The 26,936-nt window shown below is 43.6% G+C and carries 27 protein-coding genes and 1 pseudogene; 15 read left to right on the forward strand and 13 right to left on the reverse strand.

Annotated elements, in window-relative coordinates; genetic code table 11:
• Positions 1-7: 7 nt before the first annotated feature.
• The 5 genes from FGL37_RS20505 to FGL37_RS20525 all read left to right on the forward strand — a co-directional run bounded on the left by FGL37_RS20505 (position 8) and on the right by FGL37_RS20525 (position 5,531).
• Positions 8-571, forward strand: a complete 564-nt coding sequence (locus FGL37_RS20505; protein ID WP_138096988.1) for a hypothetical protein — start codon at positions 8-10, stop codon at positions 569-571.
• 262 nt (positions 572-833) lie between these two features.
• Positions 834-2,588 (forward strand): serine hydrolase domain-containing protein, encoded by a 1,755-nt coding sequence (locus FGL37_RS20510; protein WP_028069653.1) that lies wholly within the window; start codon positions 834-836, stop codon positions 2,586-2,588.
• A 54-nt stretch (positions 2,589-2,642) separates the two neighbouring features.
• Entirely contained in the window at positions 2,643-3,764 is a 1,122-nt protein-coding gene (locus tag FGL37_RS20515) for a helix-turn-helix domain-containing protein (RefSeq protein ID WP_028069654.1), read from the forward strand.
• 67 nt (positions 3,765-3,831) lie between these two features.
• Complete coding sequence (locus FGL37_RS20520) at positions 3,832-4,527, forward strand: hypothetical protein (RefSeq protein ID WP_028069655.1); 696 nt, start codon at positions 3,832-3,834, stop codon at positions 4,525-4,527.
• Complete coding sequence (locus tag FGL37_RS20525) at positions 4,509-5,531, forward strand: hypothetical protein (protein ID WP_028069656.1); 1,023 nt, start codon at positions 4,509-4,511, stop codon at positions 5,529-5,531. Before FGL37_RS20520 ends, FGL37_RS20525 begins: the two co-directional genes overlap by 19 nt.
• A gap of 2 nt (positions 5,532-5,533) precedes the next feature.
• On the opposite strand, the gene FGL37_RS20530 is transcribed toward FGL37_RS20525, so the two are convergent.
• A complete protein-coding gene (locus tag FGL37_RS20530; protein WP_028069657.1) occupies positions 5,534-6,442 on the reverse strand; it encodes an SMP-30/gluconolactonase/LRE family protein in 909 nt (302 codons plus the stop codon).
• Positions 6,443-6,640: 198 nt separating this feature from the next.
• Between FGL37_RS20530 and FGL37_RS26235 the strand changes: the two genes are divergently transcribed.
• The 5 genes and pseudogenes from FGL37_RS26235 to FGL37_RS20555 all read left to right on the forward strand — a co-directional run bounded on the left by FGL37_RS26235 (position 6,641) and on the right by FGL37_RS20555 (position 10,409).
• A complete protein-coding gene (locus tag FGL37_RS26235; protein ID WP_051606769.1) occupies positions 6,641-7,147 on the forward strand; it encodes a DUF4932 domain-containing protein in 507 nt (168 codons plus the stop codon).
• A gap of 24 nt (positions 7,148-7,171) precedes the next feature.
• Positions 7,172-8,053: pseudogene (locus FGL37_RS25845) on the forward strand (DUF4932 domain-containing protein); the annotation flags it as partial.
• Between the two features lie 187 nt (positions 8,054-8,240).
• Positions 8,241-9,281 (forward strand): bifunctional transcriptional activator/DNA repair enzyme AdaA, encoded by a 1,041-nt coding sequence (locus FGL37_RS20545; protein ID WP_028069658.1) that lies wholly within the window; start codon positions 8,241-8,243, stop codon positions 9,279-9,281.
• 42 nt (positions 9,282-9,323) lie between these two features.
• Positions 9,324-9,776 carry an MFS transporter gene (locus FGL37_RS20550; RefSeq protein ID WP_028069659.1) on the forward strand — a complete coding sequence of 151 codons (453 nt, stop codon included), beginning with the start codon at positions 9,324-9,326 and terminating at the stop codon, positions 9,774-9,776.
• 93 nt (positions 9,777-9,869) lie between these two features.
• On the forward strand, positions 9,870-10,409 hold the full coding sequence (locus FGL37_RS20555; RefSeq protein WP_138096990.1) for an MFS transporter: 540 nt from the start codon (positions 9,870-9,872) through the stop codon (positions 10,407-10,409).
• A 108-nt stretch (positions 10,410-10,517) separates the two neighbouring features.
• Here FGL37_RS20555 and FGL37_RS20560 read toward each other — a convergent pair whose 3' ends face one another.
• The 5 genes from FGL37_RS20560 to FGL37_RS20580 all read right to left on the reverse strand — a co-directional run bounded on the left by FGL37_RS20560 (position 10,518) and on the right by FGL37_RS20580 (position 14,576).
• The gene (locus FGL37_RS20560; RefSeq protein WP_028069661.1) at positions 10,518-11,270 is read right to left on the reverse strand and encodes an SDR family oxidoreductase; all 753 of its coding nucleotides are present in this window, start codon (positions 11,268-11,270) and stop codon (positions 10,518-10,520) included.
• Between the two features lie 32 nt (positions 11,271-11,302).
• The gene (locus tag FGL37_RS20565; protein ID WP_051606771.1) at positions 11,303-11,728 is read right to left on the reverse strand and encodes a YybH family protein; all 426 of its coding nucleotides are present in this window, start codon (positions 11,726-11,728) and stop codon (positions 11,303-11,305) included.
• A 152-nt stretch (positions 11,729-11,880) separates the two neighbouring features.
• Positions 11,881-12,747: a helix-turn-helix domain-containing protein gene (locus FGL37_RS20570; RefSeq protein WP_081817847.1), complete on the reverse strand. Its 867-nt coding sequence runs from the start codon at positions 12,745-12,747 to the stop codon at positions 11,881-11,883.
• A 47-nt stretch (positions 12,748-12,794) separates the two neighbouring features.
• Positions 12,795-13,604 carry a helix-turn-helix domain-containing protein gene (locus tag FGL37_RS20575; RefSeq protein WP_028069664.1) on the reverse strand — a complete coding sequence of 270 codons (810 nt, stop codon included), beginning with the start codon at positions 13,602-13,604 and terminating at the stop codon, positions 12,795-12,797.
• Positions 13,605-14,576 (reverse strand): aldo/keto reductase, encoded by a 972-nt coding sequence (locus FGL37_RS20580; RefSeq protein ID WP_028069665.1) that lies wholly within the window; start codon positions 14,574-14,576, stop codon positions 13,605-13,607.
• A gap of 213 nt (positions 14,577-14,789) precedes the next feature.
• On the opposite strand from FGL37_RS20580, the gene FGL37_RS20585 reads away from it, so the two are divergent.
• Positions 14,790-15,302: a ClbS/DfsB family four-helix bundle protein gene (locus FGL37_RS20585; protein WP_028069666.1), complete on the forward strand. Its 513-nt coding sequence runs from the start codon at positions 14,790-14,792 to the stop codon at positions 15,300-15,302.
• A 31-nt stretch (positions 15,303-15,333) separates the two neighbouring features.
• Here the strand turns inward: FGL37_RS20585 and FGL37_RS20590 are convergent, their stop codons facing one another.
• Entirely contained in the window at positions 15,334-16,212 is an 879-nt protein-coding gene (locus FGL37_RS20590; protein ID WP_232048751.1) for a helix-turn-helix domain-containing protein, read from the reverse strand.
• Between the two features lie 42 nt (positions 16,213-16,254).
• On the opposite strand from FGL37_RS20590, the gene FGL37_RS20595 reads away from it, so the two are divergent.
• Positions 16,255-17,202, forward strand: a complete 948-nt coding sequence (locus FGL37_RS20595) for an NADP-dependent oxidoreductase (RefSeq protein ID WP_028069668.1) — start codon at positions 16,255-16,257, stop codon at positions 17,200-17,202.
• A gap of 118 nt (positions 17,203-17,320) precedes the next feature.
• On the opposite strand, the gene FGL37_RS20600 is transcribed toward FGL37_RS20595, so the two are convergent.
• Both FGL37_RS20600 and FGL37_RS20605 read right to left on the reverse strand, forming a co-directional pair.
• Positions 17,321-17,638 carry a Cif family virulence factor gene (locus FGL37_RS20600; RefSeq protein ID WP_028069669.1) on the reverse strand — a complete coding sequence of 106 codons (318 nt, stop codon included), beginning with the start codon at positions 17,636-17,638 and terminating at the stop codon, positions 17,321-17,323.
• Between the two features lie 24 nt (positions 17,639-17,662).
• Positions 17,663-18,454: an SDR family oxidoreductase gene (locus tag FGL37_RS20605; protein WP_028069670.1), complete on the reverse strand. Its 792-nt coding sequence runs from the start codon at positions 18,452-18,454 to the stop codon at positions 17,663-17,665.
• Between the two features lie 128 nt (positions 18,455-18,582).
• On the opposite strand from FGL37_RS20605, the gene FGL37_RS20610 reads away from it, so the two are divergent.
• On the forward strand, positions 18,583-18,942 hold the full coding sequence (locus FGL37_RS20610) for a winged helix-turn-helix transcriptional regulator (RefSeq protein ID WP_028069671.1): 360 nt from the start codon (positions 18,583-18,585) through the stop codon (positions 18,940-18,942).
• On the opposite strand, the gene FGL37_RS20615 is transcribed toward FGL37_RS20610, so the two are convergent.
• The 4 genes from FGL37_RS20615 to FGL37_RS20630 all read right to left on the reverse strand — a co-directional run bounded on the left by FGL37_RS20615 (position 18,922) and on the right by FGL37_RS20630 (position 22,271).
• Complete coding sequence (locus tag FGL37_RS20615) at positions 18,922-19,590, reverse strand: SDR family NAD(P)-dependent oxidoreductase (RefSeq protein WP_081817851.1); 669 nt, start codon at positions 19,588-19,590, stop codon at positions 18,922-18,924. The genes FGL37_RS20610 and FGL37_RS20615 overlap by 21 nt on opposite strands.
• A gap of 16 nt (positions 19,591-19,606) precedes the next feature.
• The gene (locus tag FGL37_RS20620; RefSeq protein WP_051606773.1) at positions 19,607-20,437 is read right to left on the reverse strand and encodes a helix-turn-helix domain-containing protein; all 831 of its coding nucleotides are present in this window, start codon (positions 20,435-20,437) and stop codon (positions 19,607-19,609) included.
• Positions 20,438-20,442: 5 nt separating this feature from the next.
• Entirely contained in the window at positions 20,443-21,858 is a 1,416-nt protein-coding gene (locus tag FGL37_RS20625) for an aldehyde dehydrogenase family protein (protein ID WP_028069673.1), read from the reverse strand.
• Between the two features lie 188 nt (positions 21,859-22,046).
• Complete coding sequence (locus tag FGL37_RS20630; RefSeq protein WP_028069674.1) at positions 22,047-22,271, reverse strand: hypothetical protein; 225 nt, start codon at positions 22,269-22,271, stop codon at positions 22,047-22,049.
• Between the two features lie 227 nt (positions 22,272-22,498).
• Here FGL37_RS20630 and FGL37_RS20635 point away from each other — a divergent pair, with 227 nt between their 5' ends.
• Both FGL37_RS20635 and FGL37_RS20640 read left to right on the forward strand, forming a co-directional pair.
• On the forward strand, positions 22,499-23,425 hold the full coding sequence (locus FGL37_RS20635; RefSeq protein ID WP_037533024.1) for an Rpn family recombination-promoting nuclease/putative transposase: 927 nt from the start codon (positions 22,499-22,501) through the stop codon (positions 23,423-23,425).
• 350 nt (positions 23,426-23,775) lie between these two features.
• Positions 23,776-26,934 (forward strand): SusC/RagA family TonB-linked outer membrane protein, encoded by a 3,159-nt coding sequence (locus tag FGL37_RS20640; RefSeq protein ID WP_051606775.1) that lies wholly within the window; start codon positions 23,776-23,778, stop codon positions 26,932-26,934.
• Positions 26,935-26,936: the final 2 nt, after the last annotated feature.

A 26,936-nucleotide genomic window follows, 5' to 3' on the forward strand; every position in this document is an offset into this window, starting at 1 on the left:
TTAACTGATGAAAAAGATCCTCCTTACTTTAGTTGTGTTAATAGCCACACCATTTGTTCTTCATTTGAAGGCGCAAACAAGAAGAAGTGATAATCCTGATTTTTTTGATACTGTCATCAACAATCACAATCAGCTTTTTCCAATGTCGTGCATTCCTTCTGCTGTCGAAATGGTGTTAAAGTATTATAAAGTAGTAGATTTTGACTTTTACGACCTTCAAAACGCATGGCAGAACAAAGCAGACGGTTCTTTTCGCGACTTTGACAATAAAGAATTATACGGTATTACTTTCTCCCAAAAATTTGTTTTGCCCCGGGATGCCAGCTTTCCGATAGACAGCCTTTTTCAAACGATAGAAAATGAACTGAAGTCTGGAAAGAAAGTAATCATCTCACTTCCAGCAGAAAGGGACTGGCATATGTTTGTTATATGCAGACAGACGTCGGATGGAGATTTTATATCCTACAGCAAACTAGGAAGTCATACATTAATTCTTAGGAATACAAAAGAGATCGTAAGAAATTCCAACGGCATGGAGATCATGACCTATAGCGTGCCTGAGGGTTTATAGAACAATGTAAGTTCTTAAAAACTCATCCTGCTTCTGACTGTAGCTGTGAGAAATCTTGTTGTTTAGTTCGTCTGGATAAATCCGAACCTGAACACTATTGTACGTGTTTATTTTGGCAGAAAAACCAATAATGAGAACGAACATAACTACATTCCTTGCCCTTCTTCTTACGGTCTTATTGTGCAATTTATCTAAGGCCTTTACCCGTCACGACAGTTCTTCGGACCCTGAAATGCAGCGTTTATAAAAAAAGCTTGTCGCGGTGTTAGAGAAGGAACATATTCCCGGTCTGATGATTTCGATCGTTAAGAAAGACAGCATCCTCTTTTCGGGGGGATTGGGATACGCCGACTTGGAGCAAAAAATCATGGTCAATGCAAATACGCAGTTCCATCTGGCATCCGTTACAAAATTTTTCGTCGCTATGGGTATCCAAATATTGATATCCGAGGGTAGGTTGGACCTCAATGATCGATTGCACGATATAGCCCCAGAAATTCCATTTACTAATCCCTGGGAATCGACTAATCCAGTCCGGATCGTCCATCTATTGGAGCATACAGCAGGCTTCGAAGACATCCATGTGAGCAAAATGGTCAATACCGAACGAATACCCCAAAAAGGAATAGATGCCATCCAGTCCGTAAAGAGTTCATTTACCTCTCGATGGAAACCGGGAGAGAGAACATCATACTCAAACCCCGGATATAATATTCTGGGGTATATCATAGAAAAAATTTCCAAAAGGCCATGGAACGAATTCTTAAAGTTAAGACTACTTGATCCACTTGGCATGCAGCACACTACTTTTGACCTAAGTGGCAACAGCCACATTTCGTTTGCGAAGGGTTATGATTTTAGCGCCGGCAAATTTAAGCCTCTTCCGCTATATGGGCCAAGTTCCAATGGAGCCAGTAGCGCTCTGGTCTCAGACGCCTCGGATATGTCCAGGTTCCTGCATTATCTACTCACAGCCGACGAAAATAGCAACATCCTTAAATCCAAAGATCTCGATGAGATGGAAAGAGTACACAGCACGCTGGCGAGCAAAAGAGGGCTGCAAACGGGATATGCTTTGGGTAATGATCTTTTTCCCAATAACAAAAAGATACCGTTGAGGGGGCACAACGGTAAAGGAGAGGGGATAGTATCGTGGATTTTTTTCAACCGGCAAAAGGGCGTTGCCTATGCCATCTCTGCCAACGCCAATGTCAACCTATATCCAGTATCGCAGCTTATCGAAGAGTATCTGACTCAGGATGTTTCCGCGCCGATACTGAGCAGCGTAGAGCTAGATGGCCATGAGATAGAACCGATGCTGGGATATTATCAATTTTTAAATCCAAAAAATGAACGATGGGAGTTCCACAAAAGAATTTTTGGAGGAATACGTCTCCTTTCTGTGGCTGGTGACAAACTGATCGTTGATAGAGGCCATGGTCAGATTGATTCATTAATCCATATGGGTAATAAGATCTTCCGGGTCAAAGGTGACATCATCCCCTCAGTGGTTGTGGGAACTGACGATGACGGAAGGCCTTTCTTCCATGGATATGGCAACGGTTTCTATAGGAAGGCTCCCTATGGTCCAGTGCTGCTGCAGAAGACACTTATTTACCTTGGACTGATCGCTGCACTACTTTCGATGATATACACAGTTGTAGGTATACCGATGGCGCTACTACGTAAAATAAGTGTTATAGATCTCTGTTTGGTACTTCTGCCCAGCCTCGGAATGATCGCATTTTTTGTTTCTTTTCGTCTGTTGGGAAAGACTGAAGCCGTAAGCAAAGAACTGTTAACCTATATGAATATGACAAGCTTTTCCATTTTCGCTGGGATGCTCTTTTTAGGAATCAGTGTTGCGGTGGCAGCCTGCCTATTATATAGGCGCTGGATGAAAATAGGAAAGAAATGGATAAAAATCGCGCTTGCATTCAACACCATTTTCCTCTTCTACCTTGTTGTGCTTTTTGCCGTGCACGGCTGGATCGGCATCCCCGTCTGGCTAATGTAATTCATAGATTCAAAATAAATACCCTAAATTTACGTAAACCGTCCAACGTATTCAATGTCTCAAATAAACACCTTTGCTGCATTTTACGCTTTTTCTTCGGGTGCCTTGATCTTATTGGGAGCCATGCTCTTATTCAAGCCCGACACAACGAGTTCCCGAGCCAATCGATGGCTCGGGCTATTCTATTTTATTCTTGCCTGCACCTTTGCACAACTTTTTCTCGAAGAATTTGGCATCGGAGGAAATTTTTTAGTCCACCTGCTCGAGCTTCCCCGATGGGCGATGTTTCCCTGTCTGTTTATGGCAGTCCGGCATTATACTTCACCTTCTTCTTCGGTCAAAGACTGGATTTTCCATTTCGTGCCTTTTCTGCTGTTCCTGTTGTTTTCCATCGTCTACCTTATGCCGGTTCTCTTTGATTATGAAAACCATATCCCCCGGCTACCATATTGGATGCGTTTTACCATTAAGTACTTTTTCTTTGTCCAGATGGTCTTTTATTGGGTCGTTTGTTTCTCTTTGTTCCGCCGACACCAAAAAAACATAAGGAAGCTCGCTTCATTTACTGAAAAAATTGACCTGGGATGGCTAAAATTTCTATTGATGTCCGTGCTTCTGCTCATCCTGATCCGCATTTGGGGCCTATGGAATATTCACTCAGCCAACTTTGCACCAGCTCTGTATTTTTTCGCAATTATACCTTTGGCGTACTCAACACTGACCCAAAGGTCCATCTATTCCGTCGAGCTGTACCAGCAGCCTGATGATAACGAAATACAACCCAAAAGAGAGCCCCATGAACGACTAACCACAGAACAGGTCACTGCACTCAGGGACACCGTATTGAGAGATACCCTATCCAAAAAAATATATCTTGATCCTGCGCTGACGCTATCGGCGCTATCGGCTCAACTAGGTATCAACCCCCATGAACTATCTTATGTGTTGAATAATGGGCTAGGAAAGAACTTTTACCAGTTTATCAATGAACTGCGTACTGAAGAAGCGAAAGTACTTCTGTTGTCGGATAACACCAAGCACCTGGATATGCTCGGCGTGGCTATCATGGCAGGTTTTAATTCGAAAACAACTTTTTATACGACATTTAAAAAAGCGACAGGACTGACACCAAAAGAATACATCAGAGCAAACTCAAAAGAAACGGGAATTAAATAAGTTCATCTACATCCAAACGAACTTTTTCACACTATCTGATCCTTATCATTGTTTCAAAAAGATAATTATGAAAACAATGAAATCAGTCTTGTGGGCAGTTCCGACAAAATTTGAGGCAGTTATCTGCAGCTTCATGCTCGCCACCCTTTTATTTACGACGCACTGTTTTGCACAGGCTTCCGTCACTTCAAGTCCCAATCTAAAAAATGGGAAACAGCGTTCTCAAAAGGTAGTAAAGGAAGAGCTCGTGGGATTTTATCAATTCCCTAACAAAGTCGCCTTTATCGAATTCAATTTAGAGGATGGTGTTTTGAAAGCAAGACAGCTTTGGGATGGCAAAGAATACCAGTTGAACCAAGTAAGCGAAACGAATTTTGAAACAAAGCAGGAGGGGCACAAGATCGAGTTTCTCAGCGACAATGACGGCCATTTTACCAAAGCCAAGTTATTGGGAAGGATAGTGGCATCAAAAGTTTCTTTCAATCCTAAAATCGTCAGGAGGCTATCGGACGTCCAGCTCAAAAGGCTAGAAGGCAACTACGTCCTGGCAGATGATAACAACATTAAGATGCAGGTACGTTCGGTAAAAGACGAGCTGATAATAAAACAGCTATGGGACAATAAGGAAATTTCATTTACACCCAGATCAGAAACCTTTTTCCTAAATGCGGAAGGTACGTTCCCACTGACTTTCGAGCTGACAGATGGAAAGGTAACAAAAGTCATCTGTTTTGAAAATGATATATGGAAAATATCGAAGTAAGATTAACACTAAAAGTAGACGGCGAATTTGTCTCTGACTCAAGACCAATCTATTCAAACATGATGAAACTATTGTTAAATACTCTAATTTTAAAATTAGCACCTTTTTCGGTTCTGATCTTGTTCACTCTTTGGGCCAACGTGGGTGTCGGGCAGCAGGTATCTGACGAAAATTTCAGCTACTCAATTATGGATCCCAAATATAGTTTAGGAAGCGGTCCACTGCTATTATTCGACGAGGCACACAGTAATGCCTCGACTTTAAAAGGTGCATATTCTGCATTCTACAAATTGCTTACAACAGACGGTTACACTGTGGTCGCAAGCAAGGAAAAGGTGACTTTGGAGATGCTCAAAAAAGCTAAGATCTATGTAACAGTCAATGCCATGTACGACCTAGAGGATTGGAATCTGCCCGCGCGATCGGCCTTTTCCAGGCGGGAAATAAACGATCTTTCAGAATGGATTGCCGATGGCGGCAGTTTGTTCTTAGTTACAGATCACATGCCCTGTGGAGGCTCTGTCAGCGAGCTGGCAGAAAGGTTCGGAATCAACATACTGAACGGATTTGCCGTTCGCAGGGATGGTCTGCCGGAAGTATTCTCGAAGAAAAGAAAGACGCTTTTGCCTAACGAGATCACAAGTTATACCGGAATGGAAATCGACAGCGTCATGTGCTGGGGCGGAACGGGTTTTATCGTTCCGCCGCATGCCCGGGTTATTACCGTACTTGGTGAAAATTATAAGATATACCTTCCCAGTGATGTCTCCCAGATCAAAAAGAGAGTAGCAGATACCGTTCCCCATATCTCAGGTATGGGACTGGTTAACGGCGCATATCTCAAATTTGGCAAGGGCCGGATTGTCATATTTGGGGATGGCGCACCGTTCTCGGCGCAGCTTCAGGGCATTAAAAGTGAAAAAAGGGGTATGAACCATCCCAATGCAGGACAGAATGCACAATTTTTATTGAATATCATTCATTGGCTGGACAAAATTTATTAGCGCTATTCGTGCCCTTTTGTATACATCGGAAGCCTATAAATAGCTGTTGAAGCTGTGATAAATAGATCGGTCCGCTCTTTTCCGCCAAAACAAACATTGGCGGTCCATGGTTCATTGATCTCGATATGTCCTATCAGTACCCCTTTCGGACTATAGATAGATACCCCTTTGCCCGTCAGGTAAATATTTCCCTGATTGTCCAATGTCATCCCATCAGATCCCTGGTCTATGACCGACGTTTGTCCGCTGAGCTCACCGTCAGATTCAATATTATATCTGTAAATTTTATTCCGCTCGATATCTGCTACAAAAAGATATTTACCATCCGCCGATCCTATAATACCGTTGGGCTTCGTTACATCATCAGCCACGACCTTTGCTCTTTTCCCTTTTCCTGGAGGGAGGTAGTAAACATTCTGTCCCTTCATCTCCGGTTTTTTTCTGCACCAATAGTCACGCTGATAATAGGGGTCTGTAAAGTAAATGCCTCCATTCTTATCCACCCATAGATCATTTGGACCATTCAGTTTCTTTCCATCTACATTTGATAGCAGCACGGTGACTTTGCCATCTTTGCTTATCGACCAAATTTCGTTTTTTTCATCCGCACAGGCAAGTAGCTGACCGTGATGATCAAAGTACAATCCATTGGCACGGCCTGCTGCATCTTTAAAAAGAGAAAGCTCACCTGCTGTACTGTATTTCCAGATTTTGTTATTAGGTTGGTCAGTAAAATAGATATTACCTTCTTTGTCCACTGCTGGTCCTTCTGTAAAGGCAAACTGCCGGGATATTAATTTCAGGCTGTCCTGACTAAACAGTTGCGCTCTTACATCTAGCCCTTTTAATAAAAGGATTAATAATAGTAGGAGTGTAAGACAGTACTTGCTGCAATTAACTGAATGTGACATAGTAAAAGTGCTTAACTAAAATTATGCTGTTTCCAAAAATCGAGCCACCTCTGTCCGGAATCGAACATTAAGTGTTCGATAATGATCAATATTTAATTCAAACCAAGTCTTATAAAATGTTTATTATCAGTATTCTATTTCGCAGGCAAGATATTTGGTTCATTCTATGAATAAAAATGGCTTTAAAAACACTTTAACATGTTCGGAAATTTTATAAAATATATACTGATCGCTGGATTCAATTTATCATTCACAATCGCCTTTGCTCAGGGCAAACAAGTTATGGATAAGCCCAAAGTTGATGAGCGTATCGAAATCCTCAGTATAGTGTTTAGGCTCGCTGGCAGCCGAGAGTATAGCTCTGATGTTTTTAAGCGGTACGTTGATCGTATCAATGAACACTATAATCCATTTAAACAACACGAATTGATCAACTTTACCAAAAAGATTAGAAATGAGAATGGAATAGGTTACGATGCAGTGATGAGTATGGCTATACATCTCGATGGCCAGTTTAATCTTAAGCAAAAGAATATTGACGAAACATTGGACAAGAGATGGAGTAGGGACAATGCTAAGCAGTTTGCGAAACTATTAAAGAAGTTTTACAAGGACAGCGACAGTAAAAGATTCTTTCACGATAATCAGGCCCTTTATAATGAGGTGGAAGCACGCTTTCTTCCCATATACGAACATCTGAAATAAGACTGGTATCCGCGGTTCTATGGCAAAAAACCATCCGAAAAGTTTATAATCGTCAACGCGTTGGGAGATGGAGGAGGTAATTACGGCGTAGGTATTAAAAGTCCTAACGGCCACAAAGAAGTTTATGCAATTATGGGAACTTGGAGTATGGATAGTGTTGGCATGGCACAATTTCCTTTACAAAGCTATTTCCCAACATTACTTCATGAGTTTAATCATTCCTTTGTTAATTACTTATTAGAAAAGGATACTGCAATTTTTAAGGATAGCGGCGAGAAATTGTTTGAGGTTGTCAAAGATAAAATGAATAGACAGGCTTACGGTAGCTGGCAGACGATGCTAAATGAGGCATTGGTTCGCGCCGCAGTTATTAAATATCAAAAGGATCATAATTTCAGCGCCGAAGAGATCTCCAAGGAGACAAATGAACAACTTGACCGCGGGTTTCTGTGGATTGAGAAACTTGTTGACGAACTTGAGAATTTTGATCGTCGGCGAGATAGATATCCAACGTTAGAAAGCTATATGCCTGTTATTGCCGACGCTTATCGCTCCTATGCGTCAGCTATTTCATCTCTCAATGATTCCTTTGAAGCAAAAAGACCAAAAATCATCTCTTACGAAGGGCTTCAGGATGGACAAAGCAATGTCAGCAGTACCTTGGGCCAGCTGAAGATCAATTTTGACAAACCATTGTTGGGCCAAGGGCGATCATTTAGAGGCGTCTCCAAAGAAAACTTTCCAGAGATAAAAGGACACCATTATTCTTTGGATAAACAATCTGTTACTATTGATTGGAAATTAGAGCCAAATAAAAGCTACGAGATCATCATTACAGGTAACTCATTCAAAACTGCCGACGGAATACCGATTAAAGATCATTATTTAAAATTCAGCACAAAATAGGGACTAAGCTCCACACAGCTGTCTATTCCAGCAAATTTCATCCTTTATCATTCACTGGGAACGCTATCTTAAATAAACAGAAATCCATGACCTTGCTACGAGGTGAGAAAAATACTTGTTAATTTTTCGGTTGTGGATAGGTTCTAACACTGGTAAATTTGTTTCATAAATCATAGGTAATTGTATTATGGAATTAAGTTTTGAGCAGATGTATCAGGCAATATTAGACAAAGACATCAAATATGAAGGGGTGTTTTTTACTGCCGTGAGGACAACAGGTATTTTTTGTCGGCCATCCTGTACCGCAAGAAAGCCGAAACCTGAAAATATCGAGTTTTTCAGGTCTACTAAGGAATGCATCCTTCGCGGATATCGGGCATGTAAAGTATGTCATCCACTTGAGCTGCTGAGCGAGACGCCTTCCTATATCAAAAAGATTATCTCCGAGTTATCTGCAGATCCAAGCTTAAAATTCAAAGACTATGATTTACGTCAGCGTGGTGTCGAGCCCCATCAGTTGAGACGCTGGTTTTTAAAAAACCACGGTATGACATTTCATGCTTATCAGCGGATGTACCGTATAAATTCAGCATTTAAAAAGATCCAAAACGGTGAATCTGTAACAGACGTCGCTTTTAAGTCAGGATACGAATCCCTTAGCGGTTTTGCGGATTCTTTTAAGCATATTTTTGGAGTTTCTCCTAAACATAGCAAGCAACAAACTATAATTGATCTAAAAAGGATCGAAACTCCGCTGGGCACAATGTATGCCTGTGCTGTAACGCAAGGCATATGTCTACTCGAGTTTACAGATCGAAAAATGCTGGAAACAGAGTTTAAAAATTTAGCAAAAACACTTAACGCAACGGTCGTGCAGGGCGACAATCCCCATTTTCCCTTATTGGAAAAGGAACTCAGAGAGTATTTTGAAGGAAAGCGGCAAGAATTTACAGTGCCTCTATATAGCCCCGGAACGGAGTTCCAGAACCGGGTATGGGAAGCGCTCAAAAACATTCCCTATGGCGAAACTAAAACCTACAAGCAACAAGCAATTGCCATAGGCAGCGCAGATTCGGTGCGGGCGGTCGCAAACGCGAACGGATTGAATAAAATTTCGATCTTAATACCCTGTCATCGCGTCGTTGGGACAGACGGAAGCCTGACCGGTTATGGAGGCGGTATCTGGCGTAAAAAATGGCTTTTGGAACTGGAGGGCAAAAAATCTTAGGCACTCCCTCTACCGGTCTACAATACTAAATCCCTTATTCTTATGAAAACCGTTAACAAATGGCTTGCACTATGTGTAGTGCTTACTGCACCCTTGCTATATGTAATTGATATCTTTATTATCAATATCGCGATTCCGACCATCAAGACAAATCTACACGCTTCCGATGGTGAAATACAATTAGTAATAGCCTCATATTTGTTAGGCAGCGCCTGCTTTCTGGTAACTGGCGGGCGAGCCGGTGACTATTTAGGTAAAAAGAAAGTTTTTTTTGGGGGAATGCTGGCATTTACAATCACATCCTGCATTTGCGGATTATGCCAAAATGCGACACAATTAAATATCGCACGTTTTTTTCAAGGCGTTAGTTCCGCATTTATGGTAACTCAGTCTATTTCATTAATTCAAGTTTTGTTCACAGACAACAGGGAAAGAGCAGTTGCAGCTTTATTACCATTCAACAAAGGAAACTGGCACGCAAACAAGATCCTTTGATTGATATCTCATTATTCAAATTAAAAGATTTTAAAGTAGGTTTATACGCCGTACTGTTTCATTTTATGCTTCACACGGCCTATTTATTGATTGTTGCTGTTTATTTACAAAGTGGATTGGGCGGCCTGCGGTATGTATTTTATTCCCCATGCTATTCTATTTATGCTTTCATCGGTCTGTGCGGGAACACGCCTGCCACGATATGGCAGGCGTGTTCTTCAGCTGGGCCTCTCGATCATTTTAGTATCCTTTGTTTTACAAATGATATTCTTTTCGCACAGAGACCATCCATTCATTTCTATGCTGTTGATAGGACTGTATGGATTAGGCAACGGTTTAGTTCTTCCGTTTCTATTAAACGTGGTATTGGATAGTATTGAGGAAAAAGATGCAGGTGCTGCTTCGGGAATATTCTCTACATTTCAGCAGACAGCTTCTGCATTAGGAATAAGTATCATCGGCGGAATTTTCTACTCAGTTTTGGAGCATGAATACTTCAAGAATAATTATCTTTTTGCTCTACAAGTGGGATTGTCGGTGGGCATCTTTTTTCTGATCATAGTGTGGCGCATGTTATCGAAACTACCTCATTCTTACAAACCGAAAAAAGCAATCTTACATAAATTTGAATAAAGCTTTCGAAGTAGTGTGTTGGCAGCCGTCCGTGACAGGTACGATGCCAACACCTTCAATCAAATGCAGTCATCAATGGCGGCATGGTCTGAAATAGAACCACACACTTTACGTTTCCAAAGTACGTAGTGCCCAGTCCTCAAAATACACCTTCCCAGCACTGTACTGTCCTGCAGGTACCAGCAAGGATGCCGGAATCAACAGATGCATATATTTGCTCTCCTCATCAGATACCACTCTTGTGGGCTTTCCAGTTATCTCTATATATTTAGCAACAAAATCATCCATACTTCCTCTCACGGGTCCCGCAATTTCTACAGTACCATTTTTTGGCTCTTCCAGCGCGTACCGGACAATAAAATCTGTGACGTCTTCCAGCGCAATAGGCTGATACTCGACCTTGGAAACAAATACCTTGTCTCCGTTTCCCTGTACCGCGATGATCGCGTCCGTATGCTCATGAAACTGTGTCGAGCGGACGACTGTAAACGGTATTCCTGAATGTTTAATATGATCTTCCTGAAGTTTCTTTGCACGCAGATAACCGATATCCTGCCCATCGTCTGTCCCGACAATGGAAAGAACGATATGATGTTTAACACCTGCTGCTGATTCAGCTTTCACCAGATTCTTTGCTGCCGTTTCAAAAAACCTGATGGCATTTTCTTCCTCCGGAGACGAGGAGTTCGAGAGGTCGATCACGATCTCTGTCCCGTCCAGGGCGATGGAAAGACCTTCTCCAGTGATGATATCCACTCCATGCGAGGGCGAACCAATGATCACTTCATGGCCAAGATTTTTCAATTTCTTTGTGACTAGTCTTCCGGTAAGACCTGTACCACCGATTACTAAGATTTTCATATATATATATTATTTAAGTTTCATACAATTGATTACAATAAGTTACGTACCCGCACACCAAACGGGTTTCCAAACCAGCATCTCCAGTATCCGTCAATTCCTTTCTTCGCGTAATCATTGGAAGTCCCGGATATATTTACAATATCACCGTTCTTTTTTGTCCCGATAATTTTCCAGTCCAATATCAATGCAGCCAGGTTGCCCGCAGCATAGATATTTCTAACGTTAATTCTTATTGGCAGCCCGAATCCGAAAGAATGCAGTAGCTCGGCGGCAATTTCGTTTCTTCCGCGCTTTGGTTCTCCTTTGCTATTGATAACGACTGCATCATGCTCATAGAAGCTAAGCATGGTTTCAATATCTCGGGAGTTAAAATGATCCACAAGAGAATCAACAATTCCTTCAGGGGTGGCCGACAGTCTATAAGTTGGGCTTCCCGCGATTTCACAACCTTCCATACGATCAAAAAATTACATTAAACACAATGCACTATGGCATTACTTATCATAATGCAAAATTGATCAATATATGGATGCCCCAACACTCACAAACGACGGTAAAAGGTGGACAAAAAAGGGAATAGGCGGTAAAAGCTGAATGCAGCAGTGACCTAGGGCTGATTGGGCTGCGGGCGATATGTCTTACGGTAATCACCTGGCGATCTTCCGGCTTTTTTTGTGAACAGCCGGATGAAGTACTTTGGATCCTGATAGCCCAGTTGATAGGAAATTTCCTTGACAGTCATTTCCGAGTAATAGAGCAAGCGCTGTGCTTCATTCAATAGCTCCTTTTGGATGAGCTGGGACACAGAATGGCCTGTCACCCTTTTTACTACATCATTAAGGTGTGCCACAGAGATGTTTAACTTTTCTGCATACTCCGAGGGGCGCTTTAATGTGCGAAAATCCGCCTTTACAAGATTTCTGAATTTTTTTGCGATGCTGATGGCCCGCGTCCCTGCTTTGCTGGAGTCGTCCAACATGCTACTCTCAAAGGATAGGGCCGCCTGGGCAATAAAGGCTGAAAGAAGAGGCTGTTCTACTTCCATCCGGGAGCCTCCATTCAGGCCTTTCAATTTTATCATTGAATCAAGAGTTGATTTAAACCACCCGTATTCAATGCCGGATAGGGGGACTATCCACGTGTCTGCTAAAGAACTTTCAAGCGCTGTCTTTGCGGATTCGGTAAGATGGCGGCCTTCAAATGAAATGTAATAGCCTGCTGCACCTACGACCTTGATAATCTGATGAACCTGGTTGGGTGGACAAACAAAAAGAGTTCCCGCAGGCATCGTTAAGCGCTCAAAATCGAAGATAACTTCCAGCGTTCCAGATCCAACCAGCATGCACGTATAGTGGTCATGCCTGTGCGGATTTAGAGCTTTTATAATGCCCGGTGTGGATCCGTCCCAAACTCCAACAACAATATTACTGCTGTAGTCCATACTGTTCAATAAAATAGCACCATGTTTCGACATATCAAGTACTTTGATCTCCTAAGTTAGTGTTTTTTTGTCGATTAACCTTATCTACCAGCAGTCGGTGCCTTTCCAAATTTCTTTTTAAAGGCGTTAGAAAAATGGGAGAGGGTTTCAAACCCAAGATCCAGATAGATAGATGAGGGCTTTTTGTTCTTACGTTCAATTAGATGCCGCGCCTCGTCCAACCTTTTGTGCTGCAGCCACTTCCGTGGGGGCATGCCAAAGGTCTTCTGAAAATCTCTTTTGAAGCTGGAGAGGCTTCTCCCTGTGAGCTGAGCGAACTTTTCAACAGGAACATTGAAATGATAATTACTGAGCATAAATCTTTCCAGGTCTATCTTATAAGGTTCAGAGAAATCAAACAAAAAGTTGCGGAGCGCCGGAACAGCAAGCAACATCAATTTGATTCCCTCTTTCACCTTCAAAAGTCCCATTTCATCAGTCATTTCAGCACCAGAGCTGCGGGCGTAGGGAAGGATGGATTGAAAGTACCCTTTCAAAAAATCATTATTCGGAAGACATAGATTGAGGAGCCCCGTATATTTACCCTGAGCCTCCAGTTTTTCTTCAAGAGCGATTTTGCGCATCAGGTCCTCCTGAAGCGATATGACCACCGTTTCATAATAGCCACCATTTTCTGGTGTTTTGGTGAGTGTCCCTAGCTGATTTTTGTGGACAAGCAGTACTTCTCCGGCACTAATGACGATATTCTGCTCCGAAGTCTCCAGCGTCATCTGACCCGAAACCTGCATGACCAACGTGTGGTGGTTCCAGACACAGGCCTTTTCTTTCCGCTGCGAAGAGAGGTACGAATAAAATATAATGCCGGGAAGGATTTCTGCTGGGCTTTCCATTTATCGTTCTAGATAGGTGCTGCCTTTGATGGCCCCTGCTGCAAAGGTACTGTTTAAAATGTTCATTTCCTCCGTTGTAAAGACAATATCCATAGCCGCTATGTTTTCAGGCAGTCTTGATCTTCGGCTCATGCTGACCAATGGCATGAAGTTCTCGCCCTGTTCCTTGACCCAGGCTATTGCCAGCTGTGTAGGTGTGGCACCTTTGCTGCGAGCCATCTCCTTCAGAACGTCGACTTTTTTGAGATTATGTATGAGATTATCGCCCTGAAAACGGGAGAAGTGATTTCGGTAATCCTCCAGCGGGAAAGGTAATTGCAGGTCACCCGTTAAGAGGCCTTCAGCCGTATTGGCAAAAGCTACTACAGCAATTCCCAATTCTTTAGCAGCGGGCAGCAGCTCACGTTCGATCTGACGGTCTGCCAAAGAATAGCCGATCTCCAATGCACTGATCGGATAAACACTGTTGGCTTCCCGAAGCTGCTCGGGAGTTATCTCCGACACGCCGATATGGCGGACTTTGCCTTCCTCAACAAGTCCGGCGATTGTTCCGATGATATCTTCAGTCGGAACGCTGCCATCCATTCTGCACGGCTGGTAAAGATCAATCGTATCAATTCCCAGCCGTGTCAGCGAGTAATTCACAAAGTTTTTGATTGATGCAGGCCGCAGATCCAGACCGATCCATTGACCGTTGTGGAACATAGCGCCAAATTTGACACTGATAAAAGCATCATCCCGTCTTCCCTTAATCGCTTTTCCAATGAGCATTTCGTTGTGACCTGCACCATAAAAGTCTCCCGTATTCAGGAAGTTGATTCCGTTATCCAAGGCTTGATGAATAGTAGCTATACTTTCCGTTTCATCCGCTGTCGGGCCACCCCATACTGATGACATCCGCATGCATCCCAGACCAAGTTTTGAAACCATAGGTCCGTTATGACCTAATTGAATTTTCGTAATTTCTGACATGTGATCGATTTTAATGTTACAGAACAAAGATCTCAATTTATAAACTTCCCAGCTTTCTCCTATGGTCCAATTTACTTGTCTGTACGGTCCAGTGACACCGAGCCGATGAAGTCGTCGTCTAGACCGTGCATGTAACAGCACTTTGGATGATCTTTTAAGAAGCGCGGTTTGAAATGGCTTTTGTAAATTTGATAAAAATCTATTTTATCCGATATGGCTGTACCCGTTAATAAAGAAGAATTAAAAAAAGCTATTGAAACGAATTATGATAAGCTGAAAAATGAATTATCGACCATTCCTGATGAATTAACGACCGTCACAGATCTAGAAGGACACGCAAAAGGTACCACAATGAGTATTAATAATCTTGTTTCTTATCTGATTGGATGGGGAGAATTGGTACTGAAGTGGAATTGGAAAAAAGACAATAATGAGCTGGTAGATTTTCCAGAAACTGGATATAAATGGAATGAGCTCGGCAAGCTCGCACAGAAATTCTATAAAGATTATGAGCACCTTGACTTTCGTACATTATGTGATAAACTAGATGAGACAGTTTCTCAGGTTCTTAATCTAATTGAGCAAAAATCCAATGCTGAACTGTATCAGATCTCCTGGTATGAGAAATGGACTTTAGGAAGAATGATCCAGTTTAATACCTCTTCGCCTTATACTAATTCAAGAAGGAGGATTCGTCAGTGGAAAAAACAACATAACATTACATAGGGTTCGCTGAAACAACGTCAGATAGGAAACATCAGTTACGTATACCGATGCGATAAGCTTTGAGGCTCAATCCTTTGTGTCTTTTGAAAAACTTATTGATGTGACTCTCATCTGCGAAACCAAATTCAGCTGCGATCTCATGCACCCTTCGGTCGCTGAACCGCAAACGGTGTTCAATCTGTCGAATGCGGTAGGAAGAAATATATTGCTGTATGGATTCATTGCACTGCTTGCGAAAATAGTTACCAAGATAAGTTGGCGATAGGTTAAACTGTTGGGCGATTATTCCAATTTTCAGTCGGTCCGGGAAACGGATGTGCTCCTGTATGTAATTCAGGATATTTAATATACGCACATCAGCATGAGCTGAAAGATTTTCAGGTTTTGTAACCGATATATTTCTCGCCGCAACAACAATAATTGCGTTGACAAGATGCCTTAACAGATCTTCTTGATAAACATTGTGCTGGCCAACGGCACGTTGGATAACAGCAATTAAAGAAGCAACCGCCTGCCTATCATCTGCATTAACCAAAATAGATCCGGAAAGGTGGGATGCATAGTATAATAAACATTCGATATGGTCTATGCTCCGCCAGCTGTAAGTCTTGACATAATTTGGGGCAAATCGGATGATCATAAATTCACAAATACCATCGAGATCAAATGCGTGACAATCCTTAGGTGTGATCAGAAATAAATCTCCGGCAGCGAAAGCCACATGGTTACCATTAATCACGTGGTATCCCTCGCCCGATATAACATAAACAAATTCAAAGAAATTAAACTGGCGGTCGCGTAAAGGACAGCAGTCAACTTTCTCATAATATACCTCCAACGATTCATACAAATTCTCTCTGGCCATAGGTGCAAAGATACCCAAATACACTTTAAATGTACCTGTTTTCATAGCATTTATCGGTCTATTTTTGTATCAAACAAATAATTACACATGAAAGCAATTGTCTTGAAAACATTTGGCGGCATCGAAAATCTATCCTATGAAGATATTGAAAAGCCTAAAATTGAAGCCGATGAGGTATTGATTAAAGTAAAAGCGCTAAGCATTAATCCTGTTGACGTCAAAGTGCGTGGTAGACAGGCTCCATTGGCAGAAGATCTCGTAAGCTACCAGTCCCTGATCCTGGGTTGGGATATATCAGGAGAGATTATTGAGAAAGGGGAGGCCGTAAGCCACCTAGCCATTGGAGATGAGGTATTTGGGATGGTCAATTTCCCCGGTCACGGCAGAGCCTACGCGGAGTATGTCGCAGCACGAGCAGATCAGCTTGCCCTAAAACCTCGTAATATAAGCCATACGGAAGCTGCTGCAAGCACACTCGCAGCTTTGACCGCATGGCAGGCATTCGATAGTTATGGTAAACTGAGACCGACTGATCGCGTCCTAATTCATGCAGCATCAGGCGGAGTGGGGCATTTTGCCGTACAGATCGCAAAATATATCGGAGCGCATGTTATTGCAACTGCATCAGCAGCTAACAAAGATTTTGTTTTAGGTTTGGGGGCAGACGAATATATGGATTATACAAGCACAGCCTTTGAGGAGGTGTTGGAGCCCGTTGACTTTGTTCTTGAAGCCATTGGTGGTAGTAATTTTCAAAAATCCGTGCATGTGCTGAAGCCATTTGGGACAATAGTAACCTTACCTTCGGGGCATGTTAAGGCCGATGAATGGAAAGCTCAGGAGAAGAAACTTCATGCCTGTTATTTTATGTCGGTGTACTCCAGTGGGGATGATATGCGTTCCATTGCATCGCTACTGGAGAGCGGAGTGCTGAAACCGCACATTTCCCATATTTTCAGTTTTGACGAAGTGGGTAAGGCACATATGCAGATTGAAACGGGCCATACAGTTGGTAAAGTTGTCGTCAAGTTATGAGCAAAATACATGCAGAAATAAAATTTGAATATAACTGAATATCAAGACGTATAAACTAGTTTAAACGCAAAAAGCTGAGGTTTACACTTCAGCTTAAACTAATTAGAACTTTGCTATGCTAAGTCGTTATTTTCAGGTAATTAATTTGGCCGTTAGACAATCTGAAATGATATTTCAAAACAAGGGGACTACCGGGAAATAAACCTGAAATCTCTGCTGATAAGATGTTTTCGCTTTCATTAAAATCCAATGGTTTCATAGTCGCCCTGTACTCTCTGTTGGCTATGTTAATCCAGTTTTCAATTTCAATTTTTCCATTGTGGGTTTTTCCCTCATCAAATACTTCCGCATCTTCAGTAAAACAATTTGCGTAAGCTGCACTGTCAAATTCATTTTGTGCCTTCACTAGGTCAGAGATAATGTTTGGTAAATTCATATTTTCTATTATTCTAGATGATTGTTAAATAGTCGGTACTGTTCCGCCGTCAATTACATATTCTGTTCCTGTTAGATAACTGGCTCTTGGCGAAACAAGGAAGCCGACGAGTTCAGCTACTTCTGCAGGTTCAGCAGGTCTACCGAAAGGAATACCTCCCAACGCATCCATTACGTCTTGTTGCGCTTCTTCTATGGTACTGTTGGACTTTCTTGCAATTTCGCCCAGCCAGGCCTCCGATGCGGTGGTATTGATCCAGCCGGGAGAAACCGTCAGCACACGAACGCCTTTAGGAGTAACCTCGTTCGATAAGCTTTTGCTATAGTTTCTCAATCCTGCTTTAGCCGCTGCGTAAGGTAAAGTTGAATCGTATAGAGGTAGTTTGCCCTGAATAGATGCAATGTGGATGATCACTCCGTTTTTGCGTTCTATCATCTGCGGTAGAAAACCCCTGTCCAGACGGATCGGAGCCAAAAGGTTAGCCTGCAATGTCGATTCCCAATCCTCATCGCTGAGTGCAGCGAACCCGCCAGCAGGCGTAGATGATCCACCGAGGTTGTTTATCAGGATATCTAGTCTGCCATAGCTCGAAAGCACTTCGCTCACTACTTTTTGAGCCCCCTCTGCTGTACTCAGATCGGAAGCAATGAAATGCAGCTTGCTGTTTTCTAGTTCAGGTGAATTTCTGGCGGTAATCACCACTGTTGCACCAGCCTGTAGCAGCCTTTCCGCAATAGCCCTTCCAGTACCTTTAGTACCACCTGTTACCAAGGCAATCTTGTCTGATAACTCATTGTTGAAATTAAATTGTTCCATTTTTATGAATTGTTTATAGGACAAAATTGGGCTATAAAAACAGCCTGTACAAGTACGGAGTTACGATTCAAATAGGGATAAATTCTTCCCCTATTGTACAAATCGGAACATACCTTTAATTTTGAAATATGTATGAGAGAAAAATAATTCCGAACCTGAACTGCGGTCTTGACCTGATAGGTGAAGTGCTTTATGGCAAATGGAAAATACGGCTGCTCTGGTTTATTGAACAAGGGCACAAAAGACCCAGTGAATTGCAGCGTAAAATACCGGATGCCTCTCGACGGGTACTGAACATCCAGCTGAAAGAACTGGAGGATCACGAGCTTGTCATCAAGAAAATATATCCTGTCGTACCACCAAAAGTAGAATATTCGCTCACAGATTTTGGGAAGAGTTTGATTCCGGTGATTTCCGCATTGGGACACTGGGGTGATCAACACGAAGAACGACTGAGAAGAGTAATTTTAAAACGAATTCCAGGATAAGTGGAAGGAAATCTCGTCCATGTCCGTTCCCCAGCCAAATTTAGGAGCTGCTTGCTCGAGCCATTGTTCCACCATGGGATTGATGATGGCTCCGGGTGATACGATATTAGAGGTGATACCCGTATCTTTAAGCTGCCTCGCCAGCGAAGCGGACATATTATGCCGCGCGGCAAGAGTAGCATTATAATGTGGCTGTTCCTTTATGGGCTGTATGGCCAGACCACCACCGATGTGTATCACTCTGCCCCAGCCGAGCTCCTTCATCTGTGGAACGATGCGTTGTATCATACGTACATAAGAAACCACGTTGGTATTGTACAGCTCAAGCCAGTCCTGCGTACTTGCTTCACCCCACGCTTTGTGCGAAGTAACTCCGGCATTATTGACCAGTATATCCACCGGTCCGCATGAGAGTGCTGCTGCAGCTACGGCATCGGCGCCTTCATCTGTCATAAGGTCTCCGATAGCTACTGCTACTGATCCACCGGAAGCGTCAATCTCCGCAGCTACAGCTTCGGCACGTTCAACGTTACGCCCATGTATAATTACCATGGCACCTTCAGTCGCGAGCATTTTGGCAATAGCTTCGCCCAATCCGGAACTAGCTCCGGTTACCAGGGCACGTTTACCCTTTAATTGTATGTCCATTTTAAATGATTTTTTGTTATGAATGTTTTTTATTTGGCGCATAACCAAATTCCTTTTTGTAGGCAAAGGAAAAATGGGAGAGGTCCTCAAACCCCAGATCCAGGTACACATCGGATGGTTTCTCTTTTTGCTGTTCGATCAAGAAACGGGCTGTATCCAGACGCTTCTGCAACAGCCATCTGCCCGGACTAGTATGAAACTGCTTTTCAAAATCGCGCTTAAACCCCGAGAGGCTGCGGCCCGTAAGAAAAGCAAAACGTTCCATAGGTACATTGTAGCGGTAATGGCTGTTCATAAAAGCTTCCAGATCTATCTTACCCGGTTCATTAAAATCAAACAACACATTTTTAAAGGCAGGATTATGCTGAATAAGCAGCAAAACAAGCTCTCTAGCTTTTAGAGCAACAATGCGTTCATCCATTTGCTGCTGCAGGTAAGGAACCAAAGAATCTACAAAACCTTTCAGTAATGCGCCCGACTGGATCAGCATTGCTGTATGGGGATTAATTATGCTATCGGCTTTCAACCCGTACTGCTCGCTCATTTCCATTTCCTTTAAGGTGCATTGATCGATATGCACAGCTATAGACCTGAAACTTCCGTCTGTAGTACTTTTCACGTATTTGGTGAGCTGGTTGCGTCGGAAAAACCGGAAGTCTCCTTCATGATAAGAGTGCTTTTGATCAGCAAGCCAGACATCCTGTTTACCCTGGAGGATATAGCTGAAGATATGATCTGCTACAAACGCTTCGCCCTCGATCGTATTGCCGGAATACGAATTCAGCACTATTCTAGGGCCTGTAGCAGCATCTTTTGCTTTTTCAGAAATATCATTTTTGCATTCCATATCGATTAGCTTATGATTACTTTTGGTTCTAATTGTTCTTCGAGGCCATATAAGCCTCCTTCTCTTCCCAGACCCGATTGTTTAAATCCGCCGAATGGCGCCAGTGCATCGTGAGAGATCGTATTGATCGCGACCCTGCCTGCATTGATCTGTGCAGCCACTCGCTGCGCCCGCTCGATGTCTGAACTGCTTACATAAGCATGCAGTCCATATACGGTATCGTTGGCAATGGCAATAGCTTCTTCTTCAGTTTTGTAGGTAATAACGGATAATACAGGCCCGAAAATTTCTTCCTGTGCAATCGTCATATCATTACTTACACCTGTAAATATAGTGGGTTTGACGTAAAATCCGTTCTGAAATCCATCCGGTTTGCCCAGACCACCAACTAAAACTTCCGCTCCCTCGTCGATGCCACGTCTGATGTAATGCTGTATCCGGTCAAATTGTTTCTGACTGGCCATCGGCCCGATGACCGTATGCTCATCTCTTGGATCACCTACTTTTTGTGTAGCCATCGTTTTAAGCAAGATATCTTTAACCTCTGGCAAATCTGCTTCCGGTACCAGCAGTCGTGTACCAGCAATACAGGCCTGACCACTATTCATAAAGGCTGCATTTATCGCCATTGGTATTGCAGTATTGAGATCAGCATCATTGAGAATGATGTTGGGTGATTTTCCGCTGAGTTCCAGTGTGACGCGCTTCATCGTGTCCACTGCATTACGGGCGATGATCTTTCCGACCATTGTAGAACCTGTGAACAGAATCTTGGCCACGGCAGGGTGGGTAGACAACACCGTACCCAAAATATCTCCGCGTCCATGGACCATATTGATTACGCCGCCTGGAAGGCCTGCCCTGTCGAAGCACTCGACCAGAACCTGAGATTGCATCGCACTCATTTCACTCGGCTTGATCACGACGGTACAGCCAGCTGCAATCGCTGCCGCCAGCTTCACGCATATGGAACCTGAATTGGCATTCCAGGCCGTCATGATACCAGTTACGCCGACCGGCACCATAGCCATTGCCGACTGGCCTATGCGGCGTTCGAAAGAAAAATCCTTAAGGATTTCCTTAAAGTAGAGGAAGGTCTCTGCAGCATACTGGTTTGACCAGCGCGACCGTTGTACTGTTGCACCGTACTCTGTTGTGGTTACTTCCTGCAGGTCGTCGAGACGCTCCATCAGCGCATCGTGTAATCGCTGTAGGTAGCCCATGCGCTGTTTTCTGCTTGTTTGAGAAAAAGAAGGTAAAGCTGCTGATGCAGCAACTATTGCAGCCTCCATATCCTGCTCATTGCCCAATACGACTTGACCGATGAGGCTTTCATCCGAAGGATTAATTATATCCATCTTGTCGGTACCTGTCGAAGGCCGAAATTGGCCATCGACATAATGCTGGTTGATTATTTTCATTTTGCTGTCTTTTAAAACTCCGCTCAAGAGCATCGTTATCATTAACACAAAATTACTTCGCTACCGTCTTCGAAGGTTTGTTAGAAAGTCCAGATTACTTTGCTGAAAGGCTCAACTATAAGGGCATCCGTCTTTATATGAAAGATATAAGTAGTTTTTGATTTTCCCTTAACACCCAGATATTTGGGTCAATTTTTACTTCTTTTTAATTTATCAACAATAAAACCTATCAACCATCCCAATCCGCCTCCTATCAGAATATATACTACCATCTTTTTGATAAAGAATTGCCAGGAAATAATGCTAATTCCATATTCATCTATAGGAGCAGTATCCGAGTAACTTACTACTGAGTCCAAAATTGAAAATAATAAGCCTATGCTTCCACCTACTATAGTTAATACCTTTTTCATAACTCATTCACTAAGAACTCACGCAAGCTCACATTATCCGATGGATAGTGGATCGTCTTTATTTCAGGTTCAATATATGAATTTTATGGAGATCAGAAAATCATCCCGTCCCTTCAACAAAGGAGGCAGTCTTTCCTTCGTTACCGAGATAAATTGCTAATTATATTAGTAATTTAAATTTTATTCACTTATCTTTGTAGTATTAACCAATTTAAAAACAATGTATTATGATCGAGTTAAAGCAGTCGAAATATATCGATATCACGACAGATTACGGGTTTAAGAAAATTTTCGGATTAGATACGAATAAAGATCTTCTCATCGCTTTTTTAAACGAACTCTTCAGGGGGCGTAAAATCATTGCTGATTTATATTATAACAAAAACGAGCATGTTGGCGATACCGAGGATGTCGGTACCGTTATTTTTGATCTGACCTGCACGGCAGACAATGGCGAACGTTTTATTATTGAAGTCCAGCGCACGGCACAGGTTAATTTGAAAAAGCGCATGCTTTACTACAGTAGTAAGTTGATTGCGGACCAGGCCCCCAAAGGCAACCGCAGGGCTTGGAATTATGCAATTAGTGAAGTCTATATCATTGTGTTAATGGATGGATTTCGGATGCCTGATGCGGTTGAGGAAAACTATTTTTTGCACGATATTTGTCTATGTTACCGGGATCACGGTAAAATATTTTATGATGATCTAGGCTTTATTTATATTGAATTGGTTAACTTTGTTAAAGCTGAGGCAGAGTTAGATAATGATTTAGATCGTTGGCTTTATATACTCAAAAATATGTCCTCGCTAAAGGGACTTTCAAAATATTTGCGGAAACCGATATTTGAAAAGTTATTTCAGTTAGCAGAGTATGGCAAACTAAAACCGGAGGAACGAGAAATGTACAACATAAGTTTAAGGAATAAATGGGATGCGGAGAGTATCCGGAGTAGTCAGGAAGAGCTCTTGAAACGGGCGCGCGAAAAAGCAATGGCAGAAGGAAAAGCAGAAGGAAAAGTAGAAGGAAAAGCTGAGATAATCAAAAAACTTTTGCCGTTGAATAAATTTTCGATTTCGGATATTGCCGAACTGGCGAATGTCACTGTAGAGTTTGTAAAACAGATCGAGGCAGAGATGTCTAAAGGAAAATAGAACAAATTATTATTTAGGGTTTTGTGGCCGCTTGGACGATATCCAAGCGGCCTTTATTTTTCCACATTGCCTTAAGAAAAGGAAGAAAGATTGCTGAAATCAAACGCATTATGAATGAAATAATATTTTTTTTTGCTTTATCAATTTTTATTATCTAATTTTATGTAGTACATAACAACTATTCTACATAAACAGAATACCAATAGAGTGATAATATGGCTGATCCTAAGCCTTAAAAATAATGGAATATCGTGCTGGGCTGTAATAATTAGGATAGGTCATCGTTTGGAGGAGCGTCTGCAGGCAACGCTCATTTCCATTTTGTTTTTTACACTTAAAAACCATAAATTATGATTTGGACAAGCAAAAAAGCGAGCTTATTTGTAGGTACCCAAATTTTCCTCGTATCATCCTTGTACGCGCAGCAGCGTGTCGAAGGTACGGTTCGGGATCAACAGGGGAAACCTTTACAATCCATTACTGTTTCGGGTCGGCATTCGGGCAACCGGACGCAGACCGATGCCAATGGAAAATTCCAGCTTGACCTGCAGCGGCTGCCGGACACTCTGCAGTTTCGCTCGGTCGGTTATCAGCCTTTGGACCGACAGGTGTCGGCCGACGGCCCGCTGACTGTCGAACTCACCGCCACAAACCGGAGCCTGGATGAGGTCGTGGTGGTTGGCTACGGTACACAGTCACGCCGCACGCTGACCACTGCCATCAGTAAAGTGGAGGGCAAGGCACTGGAAAATGTACCGGTCAGCACGGTGGGCGAGGGTCTGAAAGGAAAAGTGGCCGGCGCCCGTGTGTATCAGTCAAACAACAGTCCCGGGGCTGATCCCGTCTTTCGCATCCGTGGTGGCTCTTCGATCAATAAAACCAACGATCCCCTGGTTCTAGTAGACGGCGTTGAACGTGCTTTCTCGGGTGTCAATCCCAATGATGTGGAATCCATTGAGGTGCTCAAAGATGCGGCATCAACAGCGATCTACGGCTCCCGGGCATCAAATGGCGTGGTGCTGATTACCACAAAAAAAGGAAAAACAGCTGAACAGGCGACCATTACCTTCGACGCCACCTATGCTTTCCAGCAGCCGGAATCAAAGATGAATATGATGAGTGCCCGGGATTATATCCAGATCGTGCGGCCTGCGGTGGCCTTGAGCCCCAATCCCAATTACAATACGAGTTCGGGCTATTCGGCCAGTTCGGGCAACGATGCCAACTCCATTTATTCCACCCGTTACCTCCAGGCCGGTGAGGCTGTTCCTACGGGCTATCAGAGCATGCCGGACCCTTTGGACCCGAGCAAAACGCTGATCTTTCAGGACAATAATTACCAGGACCTCCTCTTTCGGAATGTGGGCTGGCAAAATTACTACGTGGGTGTCAATGGTGGCAGCCAGCTTGTCCGTTATGCAGCGAGTGCAGGTTACACGGATGACGGCGGTGTAGCCCTGGGTACAGGATACAACCGATTCTCCGCAAGAGGCAAGGGCGATGTAACCCTCTCCAGGAAGCTGTCGGTCAACACAGCCTTTGACTATTCCCTCACCAATTCCCAGGAGTTTGAAAATCAGACAAACGTCATCGCCCGGGGACTGGCGACTCCGCCAACACAGAAGATGTACTTTGACAACGGCCGGCCGACACCGGGTTACAATGCCACCTCGCCAAGTCCGCTATGGTGGGACTATACGCGCGATTATGGTACCAAAGACCGACGTTTATCGTTGATCGGCGGTCTTGACTATGAAATTATTGATGGGCTTAAAGCGCAGATACAGATATCCAACTATTCCCATCTCTCCAACTATCACTATTTTGAAAAGGCACATGAATTTTCGGGATTGCGCAGCACCAAGGCGAGTCAGTCCCAGCTGGATCGCAGCAAAGTGGATGCCCTCTTAAAATATGATGCCAACTGGAACCAGGAGCATACCTTATCACTGCTGGGCGGTTATTCGTATCAGCAGACGGATTTTAACTCCTTTAGTGCCACCGTCAACGGCGCCAGCTCCGACAAGGTGCCCACGCTTTCCGCCGGACCGAACAAAACGGGTGCCGATGAAGACGTTTGGCAACAGGTCCTGATCGGTTATTTCGGCCGTGCCAATTATGCCTTCAAACAAAAGTACCTGCTGATGGGTACCTTCCGTTATGACGGTTCTTCGCTCTTTGCCAAGGAAAACCGCTGGGGATTTTTCCCGGGTGTTTCAGCGGGTTGGGTGGTCAGCCAGGAGCCTTTTATGCGCGATCAGCAAACGGTCAACTACCTAAAATTCCGTACCAGTTATGGACAGACAGGAAACAACTCCATTGGACTATACGATGCGCTAGGCAAATTTACCACCGATATCCGTTACGATGGCGCAGCTGGCATTTATGCTTCCACGATGCCCAACCGCGACCTGACCTGGGAGACCTCAACGCAGTTTGACCTTGGTTTTGATCTTGCCTTGTTCAGCAACCGGATTAATATCCAGGCGGATTACTTCAATAAGACCACCAAAAATCTGCTTTTCAGCGTGCAGCTACCCAATACCTCGGGCTTTTCCACGGTACAGACCAATGTGGGTAAAGTGCGGTTCCGGGGATTTGACTTTGAAATCGCTAGCGACAATATTCGGTCGGACAAATTCCGATGGGACAGCAAGCTGACCTTGAGTTTTGTAAAAAACAAGGTACTGGAACTGCCTGACAATGGCCGCGACAAAAATCGGATCGGTGGGATTCAGCTGGCCGATGGTACAGCTTTTGGTGGCACCGCAGAGGGCGAATCGTTGTACCGTTATTTCGGCTACAAGGTGGACCATATCCTGCAGACGCCCGAGGAGGCTGCCGTGGCCCGTTACGATGAGTCGGCCCGTGGCTGGAGTCCGACGGACAAAAAGAACGTCAAAGGGCGCAAACTTGCCGGGGACTACGAATGGCAGGACCGCGACGGCGATGGCGTCATCAGCAGCAAGGACCAGTTTGAACTCGGTGTTACCGTGCCACATACCACGGGTGGACTGGCCAATAACTTTAGTTATGGCTCTTTCGGACTCAATATCTTTGTCGACTGGGCACTGGGACATTCGATCAACCATACTGCCTACATGCGCTATTTCATGAATACCTTTGCTAACAACTATACCTTGGTGGAGGAGGTCAACCAGACCTGGAAAAATGCTGGAGATCAGTCGAAGTATGCTCGGTTTACGGCCAATGATCCCGATACCGGTAACAGCAATTTCTCGCGGACCTCTGACGTGTTCAACTACAAAGGCGACTACCTCTGCCTGCGCGAAGTGTCCTTTCTATACCAGCTGCCGGATACCTGGAGCAAACGCATCGGGATCCGCTCCATGCAGCTGTCTGTCTCGGGACAGAACCTCTTTTATTTTTCTGCCCTGCGGGGAACAGGAATATCGCCCGAAGTGGGCGCATCCACGACCTATAGCAACGACTATTATAACTATCCGGCCATCCGTAAAATCGCGATCGGCGCTAAGTTAACCTTATAAAC

The organism is Sphingobacterium thalpophilum (genome assembly GCF_901482695.1).
GTDB classification, from domain to species: domain Bacteria; phylum Bacteroidota; class Bacteroidia; order Sphingobacteriales; family Sphingobacteriaceae; genus Sphingobacterium; species Sphingobacterium thalpophilum.

Bases quoted from the DNA above. Each gene is read 5' to 3' on its own strand.
- FGL37_RS20605 (WP_028069670.1), bottom strand. From the start codon at position 18,454: ATGGAACAATTTAATTTCAACAATGAGTTATCAGACAAGATTGCCTTG.
- FGL37_RS20550 (WP_028069659.1), top strand. From the start codon at position 9,324: ATGAAAACCGTTAACAAATGGCTTGCACTATGTGTAGTGCTTACTGCA.
- FGL37_RS20585 (WP_028069666.1), top strand. From the start codon at position 14,790: ATGGCTGTACCCGTTAATAAAGAAGAATTAAAAAAAGCTATTGAAACG.
- FGL37_RS20570 (WP_081817847.1), bottom strand. From the start codon at position 12,747: ATGTCGAAACATGGTGCTATTTTATTGAACAGTATGGACTACAGCAGT.
- FGL37_RS20625 (WP_028069673.1), bottom strand. From the start codon at position 21,858: ATGAAAATAATCAACCAGCATTATGTCGATGGCCAATTTCGGCCTTCG.
- FGL37_RS20560 (WP_028069661.1), bottom strand. From the start codon at position 11,270: ATGAAAATCTTAGTAATCGGTGGTACAGGTCTTACCGGAAGACTAGTC.
- FGL37_RS20505 (WP_138096988.1), top strand. From the start codon at position 8: ATGAAAAAGATCCTCCTTACTTTAGTTGTGTTAATAGCCACACCATTT.
- FGL37_RS20600 (WP_028069669.1), bottom strand. From the start codon at position 17,638: ATGAATTTACCAAACATTATCTCTGACCTAGTGAAGGCACAAAATGAA.
- FGL37_RS20525 (WP_028069656.1), top strand. From the start codon at position 4,509: ATGGAAAATATCGAAGTAAGATTAACACTAAAAGTAGACGGCGAATTT.
- FGL37_RS20635 (WP_037533024.1), top strand. From the start codon at position 22,499: ATGATCGAGTTAAAGCAGTCGAAATATATCGATATCACGACAGATTAC.
- FGL37_RS20580 (WP_028069665.1), bottom strand. From the start codon at position 14,576: ATGTCAGAAATTACGAAAATTCAATTAGGTCATAACGGACCTATGGTT.
- FGL37_RS20610 (WP_028069671.1), top strand. From the start codon at position 18,583: ATGTATGAGAGAAAAATAATTCCGAACCTGAACTGCGGTCTTGACCTG.
- FGL37_RS20565 (WP_051606771.1), bottom strand. From the start codon at position 11,728: ATGGAAGGTTGTGAAATCGCGGGAAGCCCAACTTATAGACTGTCGGCC.
- FGL37_RS20620 (WP_051606773.1), bottom strand. From the start codon at position 20,437: ATGGAATGCAAAAATGATATTTCTGAAAAAGCAAAAGATGCTGCTACA.
- FGL37_RS20630 (WP_028069674.1), bottom strand. From the start codon at position 22,271: ATGAAAAAGGTATTAACTATAGTAGGTGGAAGCATAGGCTTATTATTT.
- FGL37_RS20640 (WP_051606775.1), top strand. From the start codon at position 23,776: ATGATTTGGACAAGCAAAAAAGCGAGCTTATTTGTAGGTACCCAAATT.
- FGL37_RS20545 (WP_028069658.1), top strand. From the start codon at position 8,241: ATGGAATTAAGTTTTGAGCAGATGTATCAGGCAATATTAGACAAAGAC.
- FGL37_RS26235 (WP_051606769.1), top strand. From the start codon at position 6,641: ATGTTCGGAAATTTTATAAAATATATACTGATCGCTGGATTCAATTTA.
- FGL37_RS20590 (WP_232048751.1), bottom strand. From the start codon at position 16,212: ATGAAAACAGGTACATTTAAAGTGTATTTGGGTATCTTTGCACCTATG.
- FGL37_RS20615 (WP_081817851.1), bottom strand. From the start codon at position 19,590: ATGGACATACAATTAAAGGGTAAACGTGCCCTGGTAACCGGAGCTAGT.
- FGL37_RS20515 (WP_028069654.1), top strand. From the start codon at position 2,643: ATGTCTCAAATAAACACCTTTGCTGCATTTTACGCTTTTTCTTCGGGT.
- FGL37_RS20595 (WP_028069668.1), top strand. From the start codon at position 16,255: ATGAAAGCAATTGTCTTGAAAACATTTGGCGGCATCGAAAATCTATCC.
- FGL37_RS20520 (WP_028069655.1), top strand. From the start codon at position 3,832: ATGAAAACAATGAAATCAGTCTTGTGGGCAGTTCCGACAAAATTTGAG.
- FGL37_RS20575 (WP_028069664.1), bottom strand. From the start codon at position 13,604: ATGGAAAGCCCAGCAGAAATCCTTCCCGGCATTATATTTTATTCGTAC.
- FGL37_RS20530 (WP_028069657.1), bottom strand. From the start codon at position 6,442: ATGTCACATTCAGTTAATTGCAGCAAGTACTGTCTTACACTCCTACTA.